A 20,281-nucleotide genomic window follows, 5' to 3' on the forward strand; every position below is an offset into this window, starting at 1 on the left:
CGTGGCAGTTCAAAGTAATGTAGCGGGTATCTCGAAACCACAGACCACCAAAGGAAAATCCTCTTTATTCCGGCAATCCCTTCGGAGGTTGCTGAAGAACAAGCTGGCGGTATCCGGGTTTGTGGTAGTGATCTTTATGTTTGCGCTTTGTTTTCTTGGTCCTCTGTTCTCTCCCTATACGGATAACAAAATTAATATGGCACTGATGAACAAGGCCCCTAATATGAAGCATTGGCTTGGCACTGACGCGCTGGGCAGAGATATTTTGACCCGGGTGATGCAGGCAGGACGCATTTCACTAACCGTAGGACTGGCATCAATGGTTCTTTCGGTGTTCATCGGGGCCCTTTTGGGAGCCATAGCTGGGTATTACCGCGGAATCGCCGATCAAATCATAATGCGGATTGCGGATCTTCTATTGACGGTTCCGAGTTTGCCGCTGCTCTTTATTTTTGGAGCATTATTATCGGAGTGGAAGATTCCAACGGACTACCGGATGTATATCGTTATGCTTATGCTCAGCATTGTGAGCTGGCCAGGTATGGCGCGTATGGTACGGGGGCAAATGCTTAGTCTGCGAGAACGTGAGTTTATGCAAGCAGCTGTAGTATTAGGCCTTCGGGATCGCCGTAAATTATTTAACCATTTGCTGCCGAACATTATCCCGCTGCTGATCGTTATGGCAACGCTCAACATCGGTGGCGCTATTCTGAGTGAATCGGTTCTTAGCTTTTTTGGGCTAGGTGTTATGCCGCCAACGCCAACCTGGGGCAATATGATTGACGCAGCGAATAATATGATCGACTTCAAGGATCGGCCGTGGCTGTGGATTCCGCCTGGGCTATCCATCTTCGCGACAGTAATCGCGATCAATATTTTTGGTGACGGACTCCGGGACGTACTTGATCCTAAACAGAAGAGGTAGGTGACCCTCACATGAGTGATTTAATGAATATAGACGGTCTAAGTACATACTTCTTCACGGAAGAAGGAAAAGTGAAAGCCGTTGATGATGTAAGCTTCCGTGTCCGTGAAGGAGAGACGGTCTGTATCGTCGGAGAATCGGGCTGCGGCAAAAGTGTAACTGCAATGTCCATCATGGGTCTTGTTGAAGAGCCAGGGGGCAAGGTAACCCATGGCAAAATTGATTTTCAGGGTGAAGATTTGTTGCAAATGGACAAAAACACACTGCGAGCCATCCGTGGCAACGAGATCGCGATGATCTTCCAGGAGCCCATGTCCTCCCTTAATCCTGTAATCAAGATCGGTGAACAAATTATGGAGCCGTTGATCGTGCATTTGAAGATGAATAAGAAGCAGGCGCGTATCCGGGCGATTGAACTAATAAAACAGGTAGGCATATCACGACCTGAGCAAATTGCTGATAGTTATCCACATGAATTAAGTGGAGGGATGCTGCAGCGGATAATGATCGCTATTGCTATCGCATGCAGTCCAAAGCTATTGATTGCAGATGAACCGACAACGGCGCTGGATGTAACGATTCAAGCACAAATTCTGGATATGCTTCGTGAAATTAAAGACAACTCCGGCATGTCTATTCTATTAATCACCCATGATCTGGGTGTAGTCGCGGAGATGGCTGATTACGTGATTGTTATGTACTCCGGAAAGATTGTGGAGGAGGGGGAGGTTGTTGAATTGTTCAACAATCCCAAACACCCTTATACGAAAGGGCTGCTCAAATCGAAGCCAGTTATCAATCAGCGGCAGGATGAGCTGTATTCCATACCAGGTCAAGTGCCAAATCCGCTAGAGCTGGTACCCTCTTGTTATTTTCATGACCGCTGTGAGCATTGCATGCCTGTATGTGTCAGCCAGCAGCCCCAGCTTAAAGAAGTGGCCAGCAGACAAAAGGTAGCTTGCTGGTTGTATGAGGAGGCGGTTGTTCATGCCTGAGGCATTGCTTGAGGTCAATCATCTGAAGAAATATTTCCCTGTTACCAAGGGATTGCTTAACCGCACGGTTGGGCATGTAAAAGCCGTTGATGATATTAGCATCACGCTTCAGCCAGGGGAGACGTTTGGGCTTGTAGGAGAATCCGGGAGCGGGAAGAGTACAGTCGGACGGACGATTTTACGGCTAACGGATAAAACGGCAGGCGAGATCAAATTCAAAGGGATAGATATTCATTCTTTGTCTCCCACTGAATTGCGAAATATCAGACCCCAAATGCAGCTAATCTTTCAAGACCCGTATAGCTCACTTAACCCTCGGGTCCGCATAGGAGATGCTATCGGAGAAGCTTTACTGGATCATGGCTTATGCTCAAAATCAGAGGTTCGTGATCGGGTGCTTGAGGCGCTTGAGGCATGTGGTTTATCCTCTTATCATATTGATCGCTTTCCGCATGAATTCTCAGGAGGACAGCGACAACGGATCGGAATCGCGCGTGCGCTTGTGCTGAATCCTGAGCTAATCATTGCAGACGAGCCAGTCTCGGCCTTGGATGTGTCCATCCAAGCACAGATTATTAATTTATTTAGTAAGCTGCAGCAGAGCCGTGGGCTCACCTATTTGTTTATTTCCCATGATTTGAGTGTGGTTGAGCATTTATGTTCAAGAATCGGTGTTATGTATCTGGGATCTATGATGGAGACGGCTTCTAGAGATGAATTATTTAAGAATCCGCTTCACCCGTATACCAAGGCATTGCTATCAGCTGTTCCAATACCTATTCCCAAGCTGAAAAGGGAAAGAATTGTCCTTAAGGGGGATATTCCAAGTCCGGTGAACCCACCTTCTGGCTGTAAATTCCATACCCGGTGTCCCTATGCTCAAGAGGTTTGCAGATCTGAAATCCCGGAATTCCGGGATGCTGGCAATAACCACTTTGTAGCTTGTCATTTGGTCTGATAGCTGTCAAAGATACAATGATGATTCGCTCCTAAGTCTTGAATAATTAAAGTTGAATTGTATAATAATACAATTTGACCTTATTTTTGCCTGAGCACAAAAAGTCTTAGAGGGTTTCGAAGCCAGGTTAATGGGGTAATAGAGAGTGGTTAGGTTAGACGTACATATCTAATCGGTCTAGTATAAAATCCCTACTTAGGAGGAATCATCGTGAATACAACAGTACGTTTGACAGAAAGATCCGGCTCGACTTCTTCACAGCGCAGAAAAGGCTTTGTACCGGTAGTCGTGTACGGTGCAGGTTCAGATAGCCAGTCCTTTACAGCGGATGCTAAGACAATTACCGGGATTTTGGCTAATAACCCTCGGGCAGTATTAACCTTGGAATTACCAGACTCGGGTAAAAAGAACGTTGTCATCCAAGAAATCCAGCGCCAGCCAGTATCCAAACAACTGCTGCATATTGATTTTCAACAAATTGATATGAAGGCTAAATTGGATACAAAAGTGGCATTCCACTTTACAGGTGATCCAGTAGGTGTGAAGAGTGGCGGCGTGCAGCAAATTGAATTGCATGAGCTGGATATTCGCACACTTCCAGATAAATTAACGGCATCCTTTGAGGTGGATATCAGTGGACTAGATATTGGTGATCAATTGCTGGTGTCTGATCTTCCGAAGCATGAAGGCTGGGAAGTATTGACGCCTGAGGACACTTTGATTGTCCGGATCGCACCTCCAGCAGCTCAAGAGCCAACCGATGAAGATGCTGCTGAACCAGCTGCAGTCGAAGCTTCTGGTGAAGATAAAGCAGAATAGAATAGTGATTAAATCATAAAGAGCAGATAGAATCCTACCCAAGGAGCTGTCTGCTCTTTTTGTTTTGTCTTCGTGAACACGAATTAATAAAATAAGTGCGGTCTTTCGTATAGTTTCTTAAATGGGATTTATGGTTGTTTCGCCTCATTTAGTTAAAATTTTACAGAAAATCGTTGACGAATAGGCCGCGAAGGCTGAAAATGAGGACAATTACCATGGTAAAGAATTCAAAAGTTCCTGTTGCCGCTGTTTGAAAACGCTTTAGTATTATGCTTCAAAGAACTCTCATTGCCCAGTTCATCATGATTATGAGGAGGAAAGTTATGAAGATGAGGAAGCTGTTTTCGATCTTAATGACAAGTCTGTTGGTGCTTGGGGTAGCTCTACCTTTTGGTGGAAAAGCGAGTGCAGATGCCACAAGTGATGCTTCAAATCGTGCTTTAATCTGGTTGAAGGCCCAGCAGGATGCAACAGCGGGATATGCTTTTGAAGGCTTGGTAGATAGCTTTGAGGATTTCTGGGGACCTAACAACCCCAAACAGATTGTATATACGTATGATCAAGCTGTTGCAGCTATTGCCTTTATTGTAAAAGGTGAACGGACACGGGCAGAGCAAGTGTTGAACAAAATGCGAGACATTCAAGACCCTTCAGGTTTCTGGTTGAATTCTTATTGGTATAACAATGGCTTCGGAGAAGAAATTCGTAAACATGTGGGGCCGGTTGTATGGATGGCAATGGCAGCTATGGCTTATGAAAAGCAATATAATGACACGCGATATCGTCCGATGGCGCTCAAAGCGCTCGATTGGAGCTTACAGTATAAAAAGGCAAATGGCAGTATTGCTGGAGGATGGAGTGCTTGGAGTAACTCCGATGAGCCTTGGAGCTCAACCGAGCACAATATCGATATTTACCGAGTGCTGCAGTATTATGCTTCGGTGGATTCCTCAAAGGCTGCCACATACAATAGCGCAGCTTCTGGAGTCAAAACCTTCCTGGATAATTATGTGTGGGATGACAGTGTCAAACGCTTCAAGGGAGGCTGGAAAAACGATACGAATCTGATTGACCCTAAAATTCCATTGGACGTGAATCCATGGGGAGTACTGGCTTTAGGCGTATCCGGAACGCATAACTATGGAGCAAGCTTAGCCTATGTTGAAAATGCCTCCGGCACCCCGGGGACCCTTGCAAATCCGCGTTACAAGCAGACGCTTACTTACAATGATGCTGGGAATACGCTGACCGGCTATGATTTTGACTGGACGGATGAAGTTTTACCCGCATATGACGATAACGGGAATCAAATCGGTAACACGGGTGCTGATGTATGGTTTGAAGGAAGCGCATTCATGTCGCTCGCCTACTTTATGCAAGGCAATGTATCCAAAGCGGATGCCATTAACACTGAAATTATTAAAAAGCAAGGCACAAGCGGCGCTTCACTAGGGGGAATCCCCTATTCGCTGAAAGGGACCAGCAACAGCTATTGGGTGATGGCACAGCAAAACTGCGTGTCCAGCACGGGTTGGTTAATTCTATCACTACACCGGTTTAATCCATTCACAGGTCAATACTTGACAGGTGGTGGTAATACTGGAGATACGACAGCACCTACTGCACCTGCTAATCTGACAGTAACCAGCAAGACGGATACAGCAGTTAACCTGAGTTGGTCTGCTTCAACTGATAATGTTGGTGTAACGGGATATCTTGTTTATCGTGGAACACAGCAGGTAGCCTCTGTGGCAGATACTACAGCTACTGTTACTGGACTAACTCCAAGCACAGCCTATACGTTTACAGTAAAAGCTACGGATGCAGCGGGTAATCTATCATCCGCTAGTAATGCCGCAACAGTTACTACAAATCCCACTGGAGGCAGCGGAGGCGGTGATCATGTGACGGCTGACTTTACAGCAGGGGTAACGAGACTTTCTTCAACAGAAGCGAGCATTTATATTACACCTGTAACCAGTGCTCTTTATGTAGATGTGCATTATAAGGTTAACGGGGGGCCACAGCTTAATTACCGGATGACCAACAGCTCAGGTACATGGGAGCAGACAGTAAGTGGGTTAAGTGCTGGCAGCAGTATTGAGTATTGGTTCACTTACGAGAAATCCGGCCCACAATATGATTCAGCTCATTATACTTTTGTTCAGTAGTGAGATTATGAAAGACTTGAACAATAAAATTCGTAGATAGAGCAAGTAAAATAAAGAAGGCTGTCCCAGATGCCATAGTATTGGCTCGGGAGGGCTTTCTTTTCTTTGTTTTAGGCTATGTTAAATCATATTGTTGATATTTAAGTTTTACGAACGTTTGTTCTGTTATTGAGATGACACTATGGTAAGGAGTTGATTACCCATTGGATTTGAAGGAAATGAAGTAAATTCTAACGGAATCATTCCAAGGTATCGTCGAAATGGACGAGGGGGTTAGTGCAACAAATTTACTTTTACAACGTATATATAGTGCTTCCATATTTAGGGATATTAAGGGGATTAAGAGGTATGTTACTGAAGTATATCTACGAACTAACAAGGTTTTCCATTGGTATTAATTCAAATAATTAGAGGTGATTTCATGAACAAATCTGGATTTATATTTTTTATTGCTGCAATTATATTTTTAATATCAGGATGTCAAAAGGCTGGTTTCAACGATGAATTAGCTAAAGCGCAGGTGCAGGTTAGTGCATTAGGATCTTCATTTAGTATCCCTACACTGGATGGATATGAAGTTAGTTATATACAACATAAATTCCCTTCAAAGGACAAACAAGGCAACTTTATTGGAGATAATCAAGAAGTTTTAGTCACATATACGAAAAACAAAGGGAAACTGGAGAAGTTAACAAAGGAACAAAAAGCGTCCAATGAAAGAGAAATCATCTACGGACCTTATCAAGGAGAAACACTCATTGAAATAACCTATAGCAATAATCAAGTTGATTTGAATGATGCTGATATTATTGGTATTAGCGGCAATCAGGTGCAAAAAATAAAAAAAGATGATTATACGTTTTTAGCATTCAATGCTTCAAAAGGTTCAATCACTTTAAAGTTCAACAGTTTGGATGAGGATACAATTCTAAGCATTGCTCAACAAGTAGTAAATGAAAATAAATAGGATGGAGTGCTGCTGTACATGGAATGCTTAGGATGTAGAATCGCTAACGGTATTGAACCTGACTTGAATATTGTTTATGAAAATGAATTTATTACTTGTGTGCTTGATATTGCTCCTTTTAATGAAGGACATACTCTAATCCTCCCCAAAAAGCATTACTGTGATGTCGAAGAGATGGAGTCAGAGACTGCTTATGCTATCATGGATGCTTCGAAAAAACTTTCAATTGCTTTGAAAAGCGTGTTTAAACCTGACGGTATAAGAATTTGTCAAGATGGAGGGAAGTTTAACGACCTTACCCATTACCATATGCATCTCATTCCGAGGTACGAAGGTGATGGATTTATCTGGGGTGAACCATTACACCCACATGGTGCTGAAAAACGATTAAGCCAAACCAAAAAAAAGATTCTGAAGACATTAAGTGAGGAAAAGAGAAGGAGTCGATAAAGACTCCTTCTCTTTTTGTCATAAATTAATATGCCTAGCTTAAATCAAAGAATACAGTGCGGGTAAAAGAGCGAAGATCCTCCTCTAGACGGAGGTACGCTCTTTTTTTATGCCGTAAAATCTTGGAGGGAAACTTTAATGCAATGATTTGTTTCAGTAGGAGATTTAAGGGGGAGTGTTTTATTTACAACGTAACAGTGTTATGTTACGATGTTTTCGAGGAGTGATCGAAATGGAAGATGATTTGATTTCGAAGAAGCAACTACTGGATTTAACCGGTATTTCATATGGGCAATTGTATCGCTGGAAAAGGAAGCAGTTAATCCCCGAGGAATGGTTTATTCGCAAATCTACCTTTACTGGACAAGAGACTTTTTTTCCTAAAGAGATGATCTTGTCGCGAATTCACAACATTGTGAATATGAAAGATGGGCTTTCTTTGGATGAAATGGCTGATAAGCTATCGGATAAGGCATCCTTTGAGAAGGTGAGTTTAACTGCTAAGGAAATTATAGAACGTAACATTGTTTCGACAACAACACTGAGGAAATTTGGAGAAAGTCTCGGTGATGAAAGTAAATATACTTTTGAGGAGCTCGTTCATTTATTCGCTGTAGACCGCCTGCTTAGTGCTGGGGAAATGAGTATGGAGGAGGCGGAGCTTCTGTTTCGCACTTTGCAGGAGAAAGTTTCAAGGCTCGAGAGTGGAAGCTGGGAGTTGTTTTTTGTCCGGAAAATGGGGGTTTCATCCTTCATTCTGGCACAAGCGCCTGCGGAGTTATGGTTTGATGAAGGGGTTAGATTAGTCAGTAAAATGACATATGCAGATTTGATCGAACAATTGAAAGGTAAGCTTGCCTACAAGCTTGTTGAATAGGAGGAAGAGTAATGGACAAAAATCAGCTGCCTGATTTGATAATAAACGGGGTTAGTGGTGGGGCCGGAGGTACTTACAACAACGTAAACATGGATGGTGTAGGTAAAGTAGTCGGACCGATTGTGGCGCGAATGTTTAAAGGAAATGGGCATATGAATTTGAATGATGATCTCGCAGCAGAAGAAGCAGAATGCAACGGGGTCATCAAAGTGATGGGTAATATGCGTTTTGGCACCCTAAAGGTGGATGGGGTTCTTAATGTAGGTAAGAGTTTTCGAGGTGAAAGCTGTACCCTTAACGGAATGGTGAGTGTCAAAGGGGATTGTGAACTTGAGGATTTTGTAGGTGAAGGTAGCTTTAGTGTTGGTGGTTTACTAAGTGCCGGTCATGTGGATTTCAAACTGCAGAGTCAAGGGAAGGCTAATGAAATTGGTGTGGAAAGCCTCGTGATACGGCAAGTGAATAATGGGTTTTGGAGTAAGATGTTTAGCGGAATCATCCCTAAACTTCGGCCTGAGCTATGTGCTCGAACGATTGAGGGAGATTTTATAGATGTAGAATATACAACTGCGGATATCATCAGAGGAAATATTGTCATTATTGGCCCAGGCTGTACACTCGGACGGGTAGAGTATCGCGAACAAATTACAGTGCATCCAGAGGCTAAGGTTGGAAAGGTGGAGAAGGCCCTGTGAATGATAATCTGAAAATAATTGGAACGACATCTTCAGCCGGTGGTTCTTTCAAAGATGTTAAGATCACTGGAGAATGCAAATTCGCTGGAGATGTGAATTGCGAGAAGATGAATCTGACTGGAAATGCCAATATAGCTGGAAATCTGCATATGAAGCAAATGAAAATCACTGGCGAAATTGCACTCGAGGGTAATCTTGAAGGGGATTCCTTACGTGGACAGGGTGAAATAAAAGCAGCCTCCGTAAAAATCGATGAGCTTCATCTCTACGGAAATTTGGATGTGAAGGGTGATTGTGAAGGGGAAAAATTACAAATTTCTGGTGCCTTAAGCGTAGCTGGATTACTTAGTGCTGAGCATTTGGAGATTAAATTGTTTGGTCCAAGTAGTGCGAAGGAGGTTGGGGGCAGTATCTTAACCATTAAGAAGAGTAAAACGGGAAGATTGCTGCATATGATGAAGCCAACTTCGAAAATACTGTTTGAAGCGGGGCTAATCGAAGGCGATGCTATTGATCTGGTCAATACAAAGGCTAGTATGGTAAGGGGAGAACGTGTAATCATTGGTCCGGATTGTGAAATAGAAACGGTGGAATTCCGCGATACACTAGAAGTTCATAAGCACGCAACAGTGAAGCATCAAGTGAAGATTTAAAGACAATTTTATAGTTATTTTTTGAGAAAAAGAGGAGTGGAACATATGAGTGCTGCCAAATCGCCCAATCTGGGTATTGTAATCGCAGGTCTCCTATTAGGAATTCTTATGGCCTCCATGGACAGCACCATCGTTGCAACTGCAATGGGTAATATTGTTGGGGAGCTTGGCGGAATGGACAAATTTGTCTGGGTGACATCAGCCTATCTCGTAGCCGAGATGGCGGGTATGCCCATTTTCGGCAAGCTGTCTGATATGTATGGTCGTAAGAAGTTTTTTATTTTTGGAATTATCGTATTCATGGCGGGTTCGGCTCTCTGTGGAACGGCTGATACAATAACTCAGTTAGCTGCGTACCGGGCTATTCAGGGCATTGGTGGCGGGGCGCTGGTGCCAATCGCTTTTGCCATCATGTTCGATACTGTTCCGCTGGAGACGCGGGGCAAGCTCGGCGGGGCATTCGGAGCAGTATTTGGATTGTCGAGTATATTTGGTCCATTACTGGGGGCGTATATTACCGATCATATTGCTTGGCAGTGGATATTTTACATTAACTTACCCCTTGGACTGTTGGCTTTTGCGATGGTCGTATTCTTTTATAAAGAATCGCATGAGCATTCTAAACAGCCCATTGACTGGTTGGGCGCGGGTACGCTGCTTGGTTCAGTCATTTGCTTAATGTTTGCGCTGGAGCTAGGCGGGAAAGAGTATGCTTGGAATTCTTCCATGATTTTTGGTTTATTTGCAGCCTTTGCCATCCTTGCAGCAGTGTTTCTTGTTGTAGAGACTAGAGCGAAAGAACCGATTATTTCCTTTGCCTTGTTTAAAAAAAGATTATACGCGGTGAGCATTATCTGTGCACTATTTAGCGGTGCAGCCTTTATTGTGGCTTCTGTGTATATTCCGATCTTTATTCAAGGGGTATTGGGCGGATCAGCTACAAATTCAGGACTTGTATTGCTACCAATGATGGTTGGCTCAGTGGTTACAGCTACGATGGGCGGATTTCTGATGTCAAAAACCAGTTACCGCAGCCTGCTGATTCCTACATTCGCACTTTTGGTGATCGGTACTGGACTTGTAGCGACACTCACGCCGGATGCTTCACGACTGCTTGTTACTTTATATATGATTTTAATTGGGCTAGGGATTGGTGCTTCATTCTCAGTGCTAAGTACGGCATCTATTCATGGATTGACGGCACAGCAACGTGGATCTGCCAGCGCAACGCTGAATTTCATTCGTTCTCTGGGCATGACCATAGGCATTACCACCTTCGGTATCATTCAAAGTCACTATTTCTCAGGCAGTCTTACCAAGCTACTCTCGGCTAATGGTGGAGGAGCGGCTCCGGCGGGAGCTATGGATTTTAAAGATCCGCATGCTTTGCTCTCACCTGAGACTAGGGCGCTCATTCCACCTGAAATTCTGGGTAAGATTACAGCTGGGTTATCCTCATCCATTGTAAACACCTTTGCTTGGGCGGTAATTCCCGCAGCTTTAGCGTTATTGGCTTCGTTCTATATGGGACGTCAGAAGATGGATGCCTCTGCGGAGGGGGATGTTCAGGCGTCTGGGCATTAGCATGTAGTCTAGATAATATTCGTTTGATTATGTTTCAGTGAAAATAGACATATAAAAAAACGACCACCACTTCGGGTACTTCCTAAGTGGTGGTCGTTTTTTGTCTAAAGTCATATATGCCCTCCATCACTAGTCCCGCAAACAGGTAGAAAATGGTCGATTGTACTGCGAATTTGGTTCACAAGTATCTGACGGTTTCCCTGATAAGGCGTTCTGCTCTCTATCTCGCCAGAAGCTCAGATTCTGATACTCTGAAAACGTAATCAAAATCTGGGTATAGGAGATTCCGATATGGGGGTACCTGCTGGTGAACTGCTTCCCAGCGTCGATCCGGTTCATCGATCCCGCTGGAAGATGAAGAACAAACATAAGTTGTTTTTCATGGCTTTTCCATTTCTTGTTGTCACCTTTATTTTCTATTATCTGCCGATCAGCGGATGGATTTATGCCTTTTATGATTTCATTCCCGGAATACCGTTGTCTGACACGCCTTACGTTGGTTTGAAATGGTTCAAGACGATTGTATCTAATCCGACACAGACCGCAGAGGTTCTGCGGGTGCTGAAGAACACGCTTGCCATGAGTTCACTCGGATTAATTACATCCATCTTTCCAGTGATCTTTGCCATTATGTTGACTGAGATTAAGTCAGGCTGGTACCGCAAGTTGGTGCAGACACTAACCACGATTCCAAACTTTATCAGCTGGATTCTGGTATATGCATTGGCATTCTCGTTGTTCTCTGTAGATAACGGTGTCATCACTCACATTTTAGTGCAGCTTGGAGTGGTAGATGAAGGGTATAACTTCTTAGCCTCCAGCTCAAATATTTGGGTCACGATGATCGTTTGGTACTGGTGGAAATCGTTAGGCTGGGGTGCCATTCTCTATCTTGCTGCAATCGCAGGCATTGATCAGGAATTGTACGAAGCTGTTGAGGTGGATGGTGCAAGTCGGTTCCGCAAAATTTGGCATATCACCATTCCAGGTCTGATTCCAACCTTTTTTGTACTGCTTCTGCTCTCCATAGGTAATCTAGTCAATAACGGGATGGAGCAGTACTTTGCCTTTCAAAATGCGATGAATAAGGATTCTATTGAGGTGCTGGATCTTTATGTATACAACATCGCCTTCGCGAACAACTTTCCTTTTGCCACGGCCGTCAGCATGTTGAAATCGGTTGTCAGTGTAATTCTACTATTCGCAGCGAACACGTTGTCTAAGATGGTGCGTGACGAATCTATCATTTAAGTCAGGGGTGATCCCACTTGAGAAAGAAAAAACTAACGGCTGGAGAACTTATCTTCCAGATTATGATCTATACGCTCTTTGGATTGTTCACCCTGTCATGCATCTACCCATTCTATTATTTGTTCATCAATACGATCAGCTCGAATGATCTTAGCGCAGCGGGGGATATCAAATTTTATCCAAGACAGATCCATTTTGATAACTATAGTAAGGTGCTAAGAATCAGCGGTTTAGGACATGCGGCAACAGTCTCCGTGTATAGAACGGTTGTCGGGACGTTGCTTACTGTGGGGTCTTCAGCTTTTTTAGGATATTTGTTCACCAAAAAGGAAATGTGGGGCCGGAGTATTTGGTACCGGAGTGTCGTGGTTACGATGTATTTTAGCGCAGGTCTGATCCCTTGGTATATAACAATGCACAATTTGCATCTGACCAATAATTATCTGGCTTATATTTTGCCTACGATTATTACCCCATTCAACATCATTTTGGTCAAAACCTTCGTTGAGGCCATTCCTCCATCCCTTGAGGAGTCAGCGTCTATGGATGGTGCTGGTTACATGCGGGTGTTCTGGAGCATTATTGTACCGCTTACTACGCCAATTTTGGCTACGATTACGATTTTTTCCGCAGTGAATCAGTGGAACTCATTTATTGATACGGCGTTTCTGATGACAGATACGAAGTACTTTACGCTCCAATTCTTGTTATGGCGTTATTTGAACGAGTCCAGCTCGCTCGCAGCTTTAATTCGTAATTCACCAGATATGGCCGCTAGTGTAGCGAATATGCAGACTCCAACCTCTGTACGGATGACCGTAACGATGATCGTCGTATTGCCGATTCTAATCGTGTACCCATTCTTCCAGCGCTTTTTCGTCAAAGGGATTATGATCGGTGCGGTTAAGGGCTAATGAGCTACCGGATCGGTAACGAAATGGGGTTTTCCTCTGCTAGGAGCAGAGTTGAACTATAAGTGAAGATACGAAAGGGAGGGTATAAAGCAATGAGACTAAGAAGAGCATCGCTTGTCATGCTATCCGTAATCCTGGTCTTTGTTCTGGCAGCATGTGGCGGGGGGAATAATACGGCTAACTCGGGTAAAAACACGAGCACAGAGAAGCCTACTTCCGCTGCAACGAATGCGCCGGCGGAAGAAACAGCAGCACCGGATGACGGAGCACTTGATCATTCCAAGCCGCTGAAGCTGACCGTATTCTCTACAACAGCTAACTATGCGGGTCCACAAACCGGATGGTTTGCCAAAATCATCAAAGATAAGTTCAATATTGAGATGGATATTGTAGCTTCAAACCTTACAGGTGGAGATACCAAAATCTCTGCAATGATGGCTTCCGGAGATCTTGGGGATATCATTATTTTCGGTGATGACAAAAACCATTATCCAAATGCGATCAAAGGAAAGCTTCTCTTAGACTGGACACAAGACGGACTTCTGGACAAATACGGAAAAGACATTGGGAGTACATTTCCAAAAGCTATTGAGAAAGCAAAGGTTGCTTTTGGTAGTGGATCATCCGTTTTTGGCATCGGAAACAGCGTAGCTTCTAATCCATCTGGACCTTCTGAAGGGAGAGATATGACTTGGGGGCCAGACCTGCGATGGGATCTTTATCAACAAATCGGAGCACCTGAAATTTCAAAGATTGAAGATTATTTGCCCGTGCTGAAAAAAATGCAAGAGCTTGAGCCCAAAAATGAGCAAGGAAAGAAAACCTATGCTTTCTCGATGTGGTCTGACTGGGACGGCAACTATAAAATGACACTGGCGAAACAGTTCGCCAACATGATGGGCTATGACGAAATTCCTGATACCGCTGTATATGTTAAAGCAGACGAAGAGAAATATTATGACTTCTTATCCGAAGACAGCTGGTATATGAAGTCGCTCAAACTGTATTTTGAAGCTAACCAAATGGGTCTGGTGGATCCAGATTCTATGACACAAAAATTCGACGATGTTGTAGCGAAATACAAGGATGGTCGTCTGTTGTTCTCTTGGTTCCCTTGGCTAGGGGCAGCAAACTACAATACACCGGAAAGAACAGCAGAAGGTAAAGGTTTTGCATTAGTTCCGTTCAAGGATGAGCTGATGTATTCCACTGGCTTCAATGTATACGGTGGTAACGGTATTATAGCAATCGGTGCAAAAGCTAAAGAACCTGCTAGAATTATGGAATTTATTAACTGGATGTATACTCCGGAAGGTGCAATGATCTCTGCAGGAAGCGGAACAGCGGTGCCTAACGGACCTAAAGGTCTAACCTGGGATATGGATGCAAGCGGTAAACCTGTCGTGACTGACTTTGGTTGGAAGGCTTATGCCGATCAACAGAATACACAAGTGCCTGCAGAATATGGTGGTGGTGACTACTATTACGGCTCTAATCAAATGAACTTCTCTTTTGTAGTTCCGGCGATGGTGAATCCAGACAACAAAGAGCCATACGATCACAATCTATGGACGACAACCCTAGAGCGTAATCCGTCTAAGCTTGATAGTGACTGGAGAGCGAAGATGGGCGTTCTGACGCCTAAAGAGTATTTTGAGAAAAATAATCTATTGGCCGTAGCACCACAAGGCTTCACTGGAAAAGAACCATTGATGATGGACAAAACACTGGAGCAAAAGAACAAACAAATTGGTACGGTCATTCAACAAATTTCTTGGAAAATGGTTTTTGCTAAAGATCAAGCTGAATATGACAAATTGAATAAAGAAATGCATGATAAGGTGAATGGTCTCGGCTATGCCGAAGTTATGGATTTCTCGATTAAAAAGGCAGAGGAATTGTTCGAGGCTCGTAAAAGCGTAAAATAAGGTGTGATTAGAAAAATACAAATAGGGCGGGGCGGCGTGGAGGCTGTTCTGCCCTATTCTATTCAATTAAGGATAAATGTGGTATTCTCACATTGATATATATAGAACGCTTACAGGAAGAAGGAAGAGGATCATTCGGATGGTAAGAGTACTTAAGCGTAATCATACCCCAGTTGTCAAATCCTTACGGAATACCTTATTCATCTATCTAGTTATCGGAACACTTCTTCCGCTTCTCTTAGTAGGATTCGTAACCTACACCTCTATTTACTCTATTCTTTCAGGGAAAATTGGCAATGGTATAAGTGCAAGCTTGAAACAGGAAGCCTCTAGCTTGGAGAATGCCATCGACAATATGGATTTTGCCTCTAAACAGTTTGCGCTGGATGGTCAGATTGTGGAAGAAATGTCCTCATTTATTCAGGAAAAGCAAATTTATCGCAAATCGCAAATGATGAACTCCATCAACCAGAAGATCAACCTCGTTAATTTCACGAATCCCTACATTGGACTTACAGCCTACATTATGCCAAGCAGTGATGATCCGGTTCTGTTCACGAATATGAGTGCGCGCAGAAATTTCGATATCAGTACGTTACCTTCTTTTATGCGATATAACGGGGCCGATTATTATGGACCGCATTCTACGATGTATGCCGTCGGCGATAATCTCGTGTTCTCAGAACAGCGCATTGTACGCGTACCAGGTGAACATAAGCTATATATTTATTTAGAGACGAATTACAGCCTGCTTCGCAAAATATTTAATCAGGAATCTTACGGAATGAAAGTAAACCATCTACTTGTGAATCAAGAGGGCACTAGCACTTATGTCATTGATGGTAAATTACCTCAAGGAATTATCAAAGCTGCTGGAAGCAACTCTAATCTATCACATGAAACACTTACCGGATATCATCTGTTTCGATACGCTAGTCCACAGGGATGGAAGCTTATTGCAGTAGTTAAAAAGTCCGAATTCAACAGTGAAATTTATTCTTGGTTCTATAAAATGATCCTGCTCGCGTTCTCGACACTACTCTTTGCCGGAGTTCTGGCTTGGATGATTTGGAAAAAGATTTATGGTCCTTTGCGCAAGGTTAACCTTGAAATTAATCGAATGGCGGAAAATGTTACCTCTCCGGTTGCCTACACGAATGTGGAAGAGTTTGATTTTGTGCTTAGTAACTTCCAGCAGATGAAGAAACAGGTGAATGAGCTGATTGTTGCGGTAGCCCATAATGAGAAGCAGAAAAGCCAATTCGAGATTGAAAAGCTACTTAGCCAGATTAACCCTCACTTTTTGCATAATACATTGAATACGGTGCAGTGGATGGCAAGGCTTAACGGTCAGAAGGAGATCGACAAGCTGGTTACTCTTCTTGTAAAGGTGCTGCATTATAATCTGGGCAAACAAAGCATCATTGTTACCCTTGGAGAGGAAATTGAAGCGATCCGAAATTATATGGAACTGCAGCGCATCCGTTATGACTATGAATTCGAATTTAACGTAGAGGCTGATGAGGATGTATTGTCTGTGGCTGTCCCCAGATTCTTACTTCAACCTCTTGTTGAGAACTCGATTTATCATGGACTAAGCGATAATGGCAGGGTGGACGTCTTGATTACAGAGCATGGTGAAGGAGAAGTTCAGCTGTGTGTAAGAGACAATGGGGCTGGAATGGATGTGGATACGTTAGATCAACTGCTGTCAGAGGATGGCGCCAAGAAACGGGGGCTCGGAATCGGATTCTCGTACGTGAACCGGATGCTCAGAACCTACTATGGAGAACAAATGAAGCTAGAGATGTATAGCAAGCTAGGGGAAGGTACGGTTGTATCTATCGTGATTCCGAGGAAAGGTAAGGAGGACTTCGATGATTAAGGCTGTAGTGGTTGATGACGAGAGACTTGTGCGGAAAGGATTCATATCTTTAATTGATTGGTCATCCTTAGGGGTTGTGATTGTCGGTGAGGCGGGAGATGGCAAATCGGCCTTGGAGCTACTTCAACAACAGGATGTGGATCTGTTATTTGTAGATTTGACCATGCCCGGCATTTCTGGGTTCGAGCTAATTAAACTAGTAAGGCAGCGTTTCGCAGGTATTCGCTGTGTTGTGCTTACTTGCCATCATGAGTTTGACTATGTGCAGGAGGCCATGCGTTTAGGAGCCGTTGATTATATTGTCAAAACTCTATTGGAGATGGAAAATGCGGACGAGACTATACGTCGCCTGGTCGATCGCATCAAATGGGAGGACAATACAAGGGATGCACTGGTTCATGGTGAAGGTAAAAGGATAGCTGCAGACAAGGCACTGCTCTATTTACCATTAAGCAGCCACTGTAATGAAGAAGAGTTATTTCACCTATCCTTCGTGAAGAATAATCCGCTGATTACCTTTCATGAGATGTGGATGTCGCCCTTGTTTCACCGGTTCTCGGAAGTGGAGGGGAAGCGTGAGCTTAAGAACCAGCTTTCTGGGAGATGGCAGACCGCGCTCATCAGTGGGTTAAGAGATCAGTCACTACAGGAATTGGAGGAGCAGCTCACCACGAAGCTTCGGCATATGCTATTTTATCATTCTAGTGCTGAAGAACTGACCTTTCTAAATTATGAGGAACTAAAAAAGGAAATAGCGGTTCCCCATTTAAAACCGGATGAAGCTGATCTATTCGTGCAAGCTCAAAATCTCAAGTGGACGATTAATGGAAACGAATGGGAGAATTTTGTAACGAACATACTCCTGCAGAAGCCAAGACAGGATAGATTTCTAACATTCGCCCATTCCCTTTTGCAAAGCTGGAGTTCTTTACTTTTGAAGTCAGAGGATGCTGTTCAACTGGAACGGGATATTTCGTTTAATTTGAACTGGTGTCATTGGAAGACCTGGCTGCGCCGATTTTCTGATCATGTGGGAAGGAGAATGCTCGAGCTAGGATTGACTAAAGAGGTGATGTCTTGCCTTATTCGCGCAGTTCGTTACATGCAGAGCCATGCAGGTGACAAAATCAATCAGAGCGACGTAGCGGCGGAAATTAATATGAGCCGTGGTTATTTCAGTCAATGTTTCGCTCGTTTTGCCGGGGAGACATTCGGTGAATGTTTACGGGGAATGCGGCTTGAGTTGGCTAAATCATTATTGCGGGAGACTTCATTACCCGTCTGTGAGATTGCTTCAAGGTCTGGCTTTGAAGATGACCGTTACTTCAGTAGACTGTTCAAAGAACGTATTGGTCAACTCCCGAGTGAATATCGTGCGGAGGGGAAGGACCAATGATGAGATTGTGTAGATCTATCCTCTTACTTGTAATGATGATCGGACTTACATCATGCCGTGACCAGAACAAAACAGTAGATTCTACTCGAAGTCCTCAGGGTGAGGTCGAAGATGCTTCTATAGCGTATAGCAAATACGAAGATCCGATCGTGATTCGTGTAGGATTTAAGGTTCCCGATTCCAGGCTAAATACAGGTGACAGCAACGACAACAATCCTATCACCCGTTATTTGGAGAGCATTACGAATATCAAGGTAGTTCACTCTTGGGAAGCGAAGGGTGAAGATGCTTTTAATCAAAAAGCACAGCTTGCGATCGATAGCAATGATTTGCCGGATGCGATGGTTGTTGATCGAGATCAATTGAAGAAACTCATTGATAATGACATGATAGAGGATCTTACAGAGACCTACAATGTATATGGCTCTGATTTAATTAAGGATATGTACAATTCTACTCAGGGTGAGGCATTATCCGATGCTTCTCGATACGGCAAATTATACGGATTGCCTAATGTAGCCATAGATGCGGATTCGCCTGTTCTGCTCTGGGTGCGTCAGGATTGGCTGGATAAACTGGAGCTGCAGGCACCGCAAACCTTCGAAGATATTGAGAACATAGCGAAGGCTTTTATTGAGAAGGACCCCGATGGCAATGGCAAAAGAGATACGGTCGGACTTAGCGGCTACAAGAATATCATCTATGGGACAAAGCCATTAGTAAATGGTCTGGATGCTGTGTTTAGTGCATTGCATGCTTTTCCCACCAATTGGATCAAGGATAACGCTGGGAATATTGTATATGGATCCATTACACCTGAGACCAAACAAGCGCTTGCCAAACTGGCTGATTGGTATAAAAGAGGGCTCTTGGACCCTAATTTTGCACTTTATAAAGAAACGCAAGAGCCTATTATTACAGGGAAATCAGGCATGTTCTTTGGCCCGTGGTGGATGCCATATTATCCTTTGTCAGAGGCGGTTGCTCTCGATACGAAGGCAGAATGGAGAGCGTATGCTGCTCCACTTGATGAGTCTGGTAAGTTTGTTGCTCATTTGGCTCCGGTAACAGACCGTTACCTTGTTGTGCGTAAAGGTTTCGAGCATCCAGAGGCGATTATGAAGCAGTTGAACGTGTTTACAAGACTTGAGAGAAGACAAGACCCTAATTCGGAGGAAGTTAAGAAGCTGGATGATTTCTCTGCGCAAACAGGAATTCAGCTGCGTGCTTATTATCCGTTTGACCTTTTAATTGATTATTCGGATGCGATAGAGAAACATTATGCAGATATCCAGCAAGCTTTGCATGGCAAAATAGACCCGGAAACATTAAATCCAGATACCCGTCTCATTTATGATCAATGGGTGGAGGACACTGAACAACCAAAGAAAGATCTGGAAGGCTGGAAAGCAGCGAATGCATATAAATATGGAGTTGCCGTCTTAACCTCAACTGCTATTGAGGGAGTGCGGGGAGTATTTTACGGAAACACCCAACTAATGAAGAGTAAGTGGACGGAGCTGCAAAATCTGGAGAGCGAGACATTTTTGAATATCATTGTGGGCGATTCACCGCTTAGTGACTTTGATGTTTTTGTAGCGAAATGGAAGAGCCTCGGCGGGGAGGCGATTACGAAAGAAGTTGCTGAAACTGTAAAGGTGAAGTGAGCACGGGATGATATAGATTTTTTCTCTAAAAGTAGCGGAGTGAATGGACTGATTGTGGAAAAGTGGAGTGTCCTCACCAAGGAAACGGGAGCACTGATCGATAATTAGGGAATTTCTCCCTGTAATTCTGAGATTTCTGCTCATCT

The 20,281-nt window shown here is 43.7% G+C and carries 17 protein-coding genes; all 17 read left to right on the forward strand.

Translation table 11 applies throughout. From position 1 onward, the window contains the following. Position 1 precedes the first annotated feature (1 nt). The 17 genes from opp4C to NSQ29_RS06210 all read left to right on the forward strand — a co-directional run bounded on the left by opp4C (position 2) and on the right by NSQ29_RS06210 (position 20,135). Positions 2-925, forward strand: coding sequence for an oligopeptide ABC transporter permease (gene opp4C / locus NSQ29_RS06130; protein WP_339242614.1), 924 nt, complete (start codon positions 2-4; stop codon positions 923-925). An 11-nt stretch (positions 926-936) separates the two neighbouring features. Continuing rightward, complete coding sequence (locus NSQ29_RS06135; RefSeq protein WP_042190016.1) at positions 937-1,920, forward strand: ABC transporter ATP-binding protein; 984 nt, start codon at positions 937-939, stop codon at positions 1,918-1,920. Beyond that, the gene (locus NSQ29_RS06140) at positions 1,913-2,878 is read left to right on the forward strand and encodes an ABC transporter ATP-binding protein (protein ID WP_340971467.1); all 966 of its coding nucleotides are present in this window, start codon (positions 1,913-1,915) and stop codon (positions 2,876-2,878) included. The genes NSQ29_RS06135 and NSQ29_RS06140 overlap by 8 nt, the downstream gene beginning before the upstream one ends. A 210-nt stretch (positions 2,879-3,088) precedes the next feature. Next, positions 3,089-3,697, forward strand: coding sequence for a 50S ribosomal protein L25 (locus NSQ29_RS06145; protein ID WP_234532087.1), 609 nt, complete (start codon positions 3,089-3,091; stop codon positions 3,695-3,697). Between the two features lie 323 nt (positions 3,698-4,020). Next, positions 4,021-5,868: a fibronectin type III domain-containing protein gene (locus NSQ29_RS06150; protein ID WP_341124564.1), complete on the forward strand. Its 1,848-nt coding sequence runs from the start codon at positions 4,021-4,023 to the stop codon at positions 5,866-5,868. Positions 5,869-6,289: 421 nt separating this feature from the next. Further along, positions 6,290-6,835, forward strand: coding sequence for a hypothetical protein (locus NSQ29_RS06155; protein WP_341124565.1), 546 nt, complete (start codon positions 6,290-6,292; stop codon positions 6,833-6,835). A gap of 18 nt (positions 6,836-6,853) precedes the next feature. Beyond that, positions 6,854-7,285, forward strand: coding sequence for an HIT family protein (locus NSQ29_RS06160; protein ID WP_341124566.1), 432 nt, complete (start codon positions 6,854-6,856; stop codon positions 7,283-7,285). 232 nt (positions 7,286-7,517) lie between these two features. Next, entirely contained in the window at positions 7,518-8,162 is a 645-nt protein-coding gene (locus tag NSQ29_RS06165) for a YhbD family protein (protein ID WP_076284615.1), read from the forward strand. 11 nt (positions 8,163-8,173) lie between these two features. After that, positions 8,174-8,857 carry a hypothetical protein gene (locus NSQ29_RS06170; RefSeq protein WP_341124567.1) on the forward strand — a complete coding sequence of 228 codons (684 nt, stop codon included), beginning with the start codon at positions 8,174-8,176 and terminating at the stop codon, positions 8,855-8,857. Then, positions 8,854-9,510, forward strand: a complete 657-nt coding sequence (locus NSQ29_RS06175; protein WP_052404364.1) for a hypothetical protein — start codon at positions 8,854-8,856, stop codon at positions 9,508-9,510. Before NSQ29_RS06170 ends, NSQ29_RS06175 begins: the two co-directional genes overlap by 4 nt. 45 nt (positions 9,511-9,555) lie before the next feature. Further along, positions 9,556-11,094 carry an MDR family MFS transporter gene (locus tag NSQ29_RS06180; protein WP_341124569.1) on the forward strand — a complete coding sequence of 513 codons (1,539 nt, stop codon included), beginning with the start codon at positions 9,556-9,558 and terminating at the stop codon, positions 11,092-11,094. Positions 11,095-11,385: 291 nt separating this feature from the next. Further along, entirely contained in the window at positions 11,386-12,345 is a 960-nt protein-coding gene (locus NSQ29_RS06185; RefSeq protein ID WP_042190003.1) for an ABC transporter permease, read from the forward strand. A 17-nt stretch (positions 12,346-12,362) separates the two neighbouring features. Beyond that, positions 12,363-13,259: a carbohydrate ABC transporter permease gene (locus NSQ29_RS06190; RefSeq protein WP_042190000.1), complete on the forward strand. Its 897-nt coding sequence runs from the start codon at positions 12,363-12,365 to the stop codon at positions 13,257-13,259. A gap of 92 nt (positions 13,260-13,351) precedes the next feature. Next, on the forward strand, positions 13,352-15,187 hold the full coding sequence (locus NSQ29_RS06195) for an ABC transporter substrate-binding protein (protein WP_341124570.1): 1,836 nt from the start codon (positions 13,352-13,354) through the stop codon (positions 15,185-15,187). A gap of 139 nt (positions 15,188-15,326) precedes the next feature. Further along, positions 15,327-17,072, forward strand: a complete 1,746-nt coding sequence (locus tag NSQ29_RS06200) for a sensor histidine kinase (protein WP_339797314.1) — start codon at positions 15,327-15,329, stop codon at positions 17,070-17,072. Continuing rightward, positions 17,065-18,468 (forward strand): response regulator transcription factor, encoded by a 1,404-nt coding sequence (locus tag NSQ29_RS06205; RefSeq protein ID WP_341124571.1) that lies wholly within the window; start codon positions 17,065-17,067, stop codon positions 18,466-18,468. Before NSQ29_RS06200 ends, NSQ29_RS06205 begins: the two co-directional genes overlap by 8 nt. Then, positions 18,465-20,135, forward strand: coding sequence for an extracellular solute-binding protein (locus NSQ29_RS06210; RefSeq protein WP_339242586.1), 1,671 nt, complete (start codon positions 18,465-18,467; stop codon positions 20,133-20,135). Before NSQ29_RS06205 ends, NSQ29_RS06210 begins: the two co-directional genes overlap by 4 nt. Positions 20,136-20,281: the final 146 nt, after the last annotated feature.

Source organism: Paenibacillus sp. FSL F4-0236 (assembly GCF_038000135.1).
Lineage (GTDB): Bacteria > Bacillota > Bacilli > Paenibacillales > Paenibacillaceae > Paenibacillus_AQ.

Bases quoted from the DNA above. Each gene is read 5' to 3' on its own strand.
- NSQ29_RS06150 (WP_341124564.1), top strand. From the start codon at position 4,021: ATGAAGATGAGGAAGCTGTTTTCGATCTTAATGACAAGTCTGTTGGTG.
- NSQ29_RS06170 (WP_341124567.1), top strand. From the start codon at position 8,174: ATGGACAAAAATCAGCTGCCTGATTTGATAATAAACGGGGTTAGTGGT.
- NSQ29_RS06160 (WP_341124566.1), top strand. From the start codon at position 6,854: ATGGAATGCTTAGGATGTAGAATCGCTAACGGTATTGAACCTGACTTG.
- NSQ29_RS06165 (WP_076284615.1), top strand. From the start codon at position 7,518: ATGGAAGATGATTTGATTTCGAAGAAGCAACTACTGGATTTAACCGGT.
- NSQ29_RS06195 (WP_341124570.1), top strand. From the start codon at position 13,352: ATGAGACTAAGAAGAGCATCGCTTGTCATGCTATCCGTAATCCTGGTC.
- NSQ29_RS06140 (WP_340971467.1), top strand. From the start codon at position 1,913: ATGCCTGAGGCATTGCTTGAGGTCAATCATCTGAAGAAATATTTCCCT.
- NSQ29_RS06200 (WP_339797314.1), top strand. From the start codon at position 15,327: ATGGTAAGAGTACTTAAGCGTAATCATACCCCAGTTGTCAAATCCTTA.
- NSQ29_RS06205 (WP_341124571.1), top strand. From the start codon at position 17,065: ATGATTAAGGCTGTAGTGGTTGATGACGAGAGACTTGTGCGGAAAGGA.
- NSQ29_RS06210 (WP_339242586.1), top strand. From the start codon at position 18,465: ATGATGAGATTGTGTAGATCTATCCTCTTACTTGTAATGATGATCGGA.
- NSQ29_RS06180 (WP_341124569.1), top strand. From the start codon at position 9,556: ATGAGTGCTGCCAAATCGCCCAATCTGGGTATTGTAATCGCAGGTCTC.
- NSQ29_RS06135 (WP_042190016.1), top strand. From the start codon at position 937: ATGAGTGATTTAATGAATATAGACGGTCTAAGTACATACTTCTTCACG.
- NSQ29_RS06155 (WP_341124565.1), top strand. From the start codon at position 6,290: ATGAACAAATCTGGATTTATATTTTTTATTGCTGCAATTATATTTTTA.
- NSQ29_RS06185 (WP_042190003.1), top strand. From the start codon at position 11,386: ATGGGGGTACCTGCTGGTGAACTGCTTCCCAGCGTCGATCCGGTTCAT.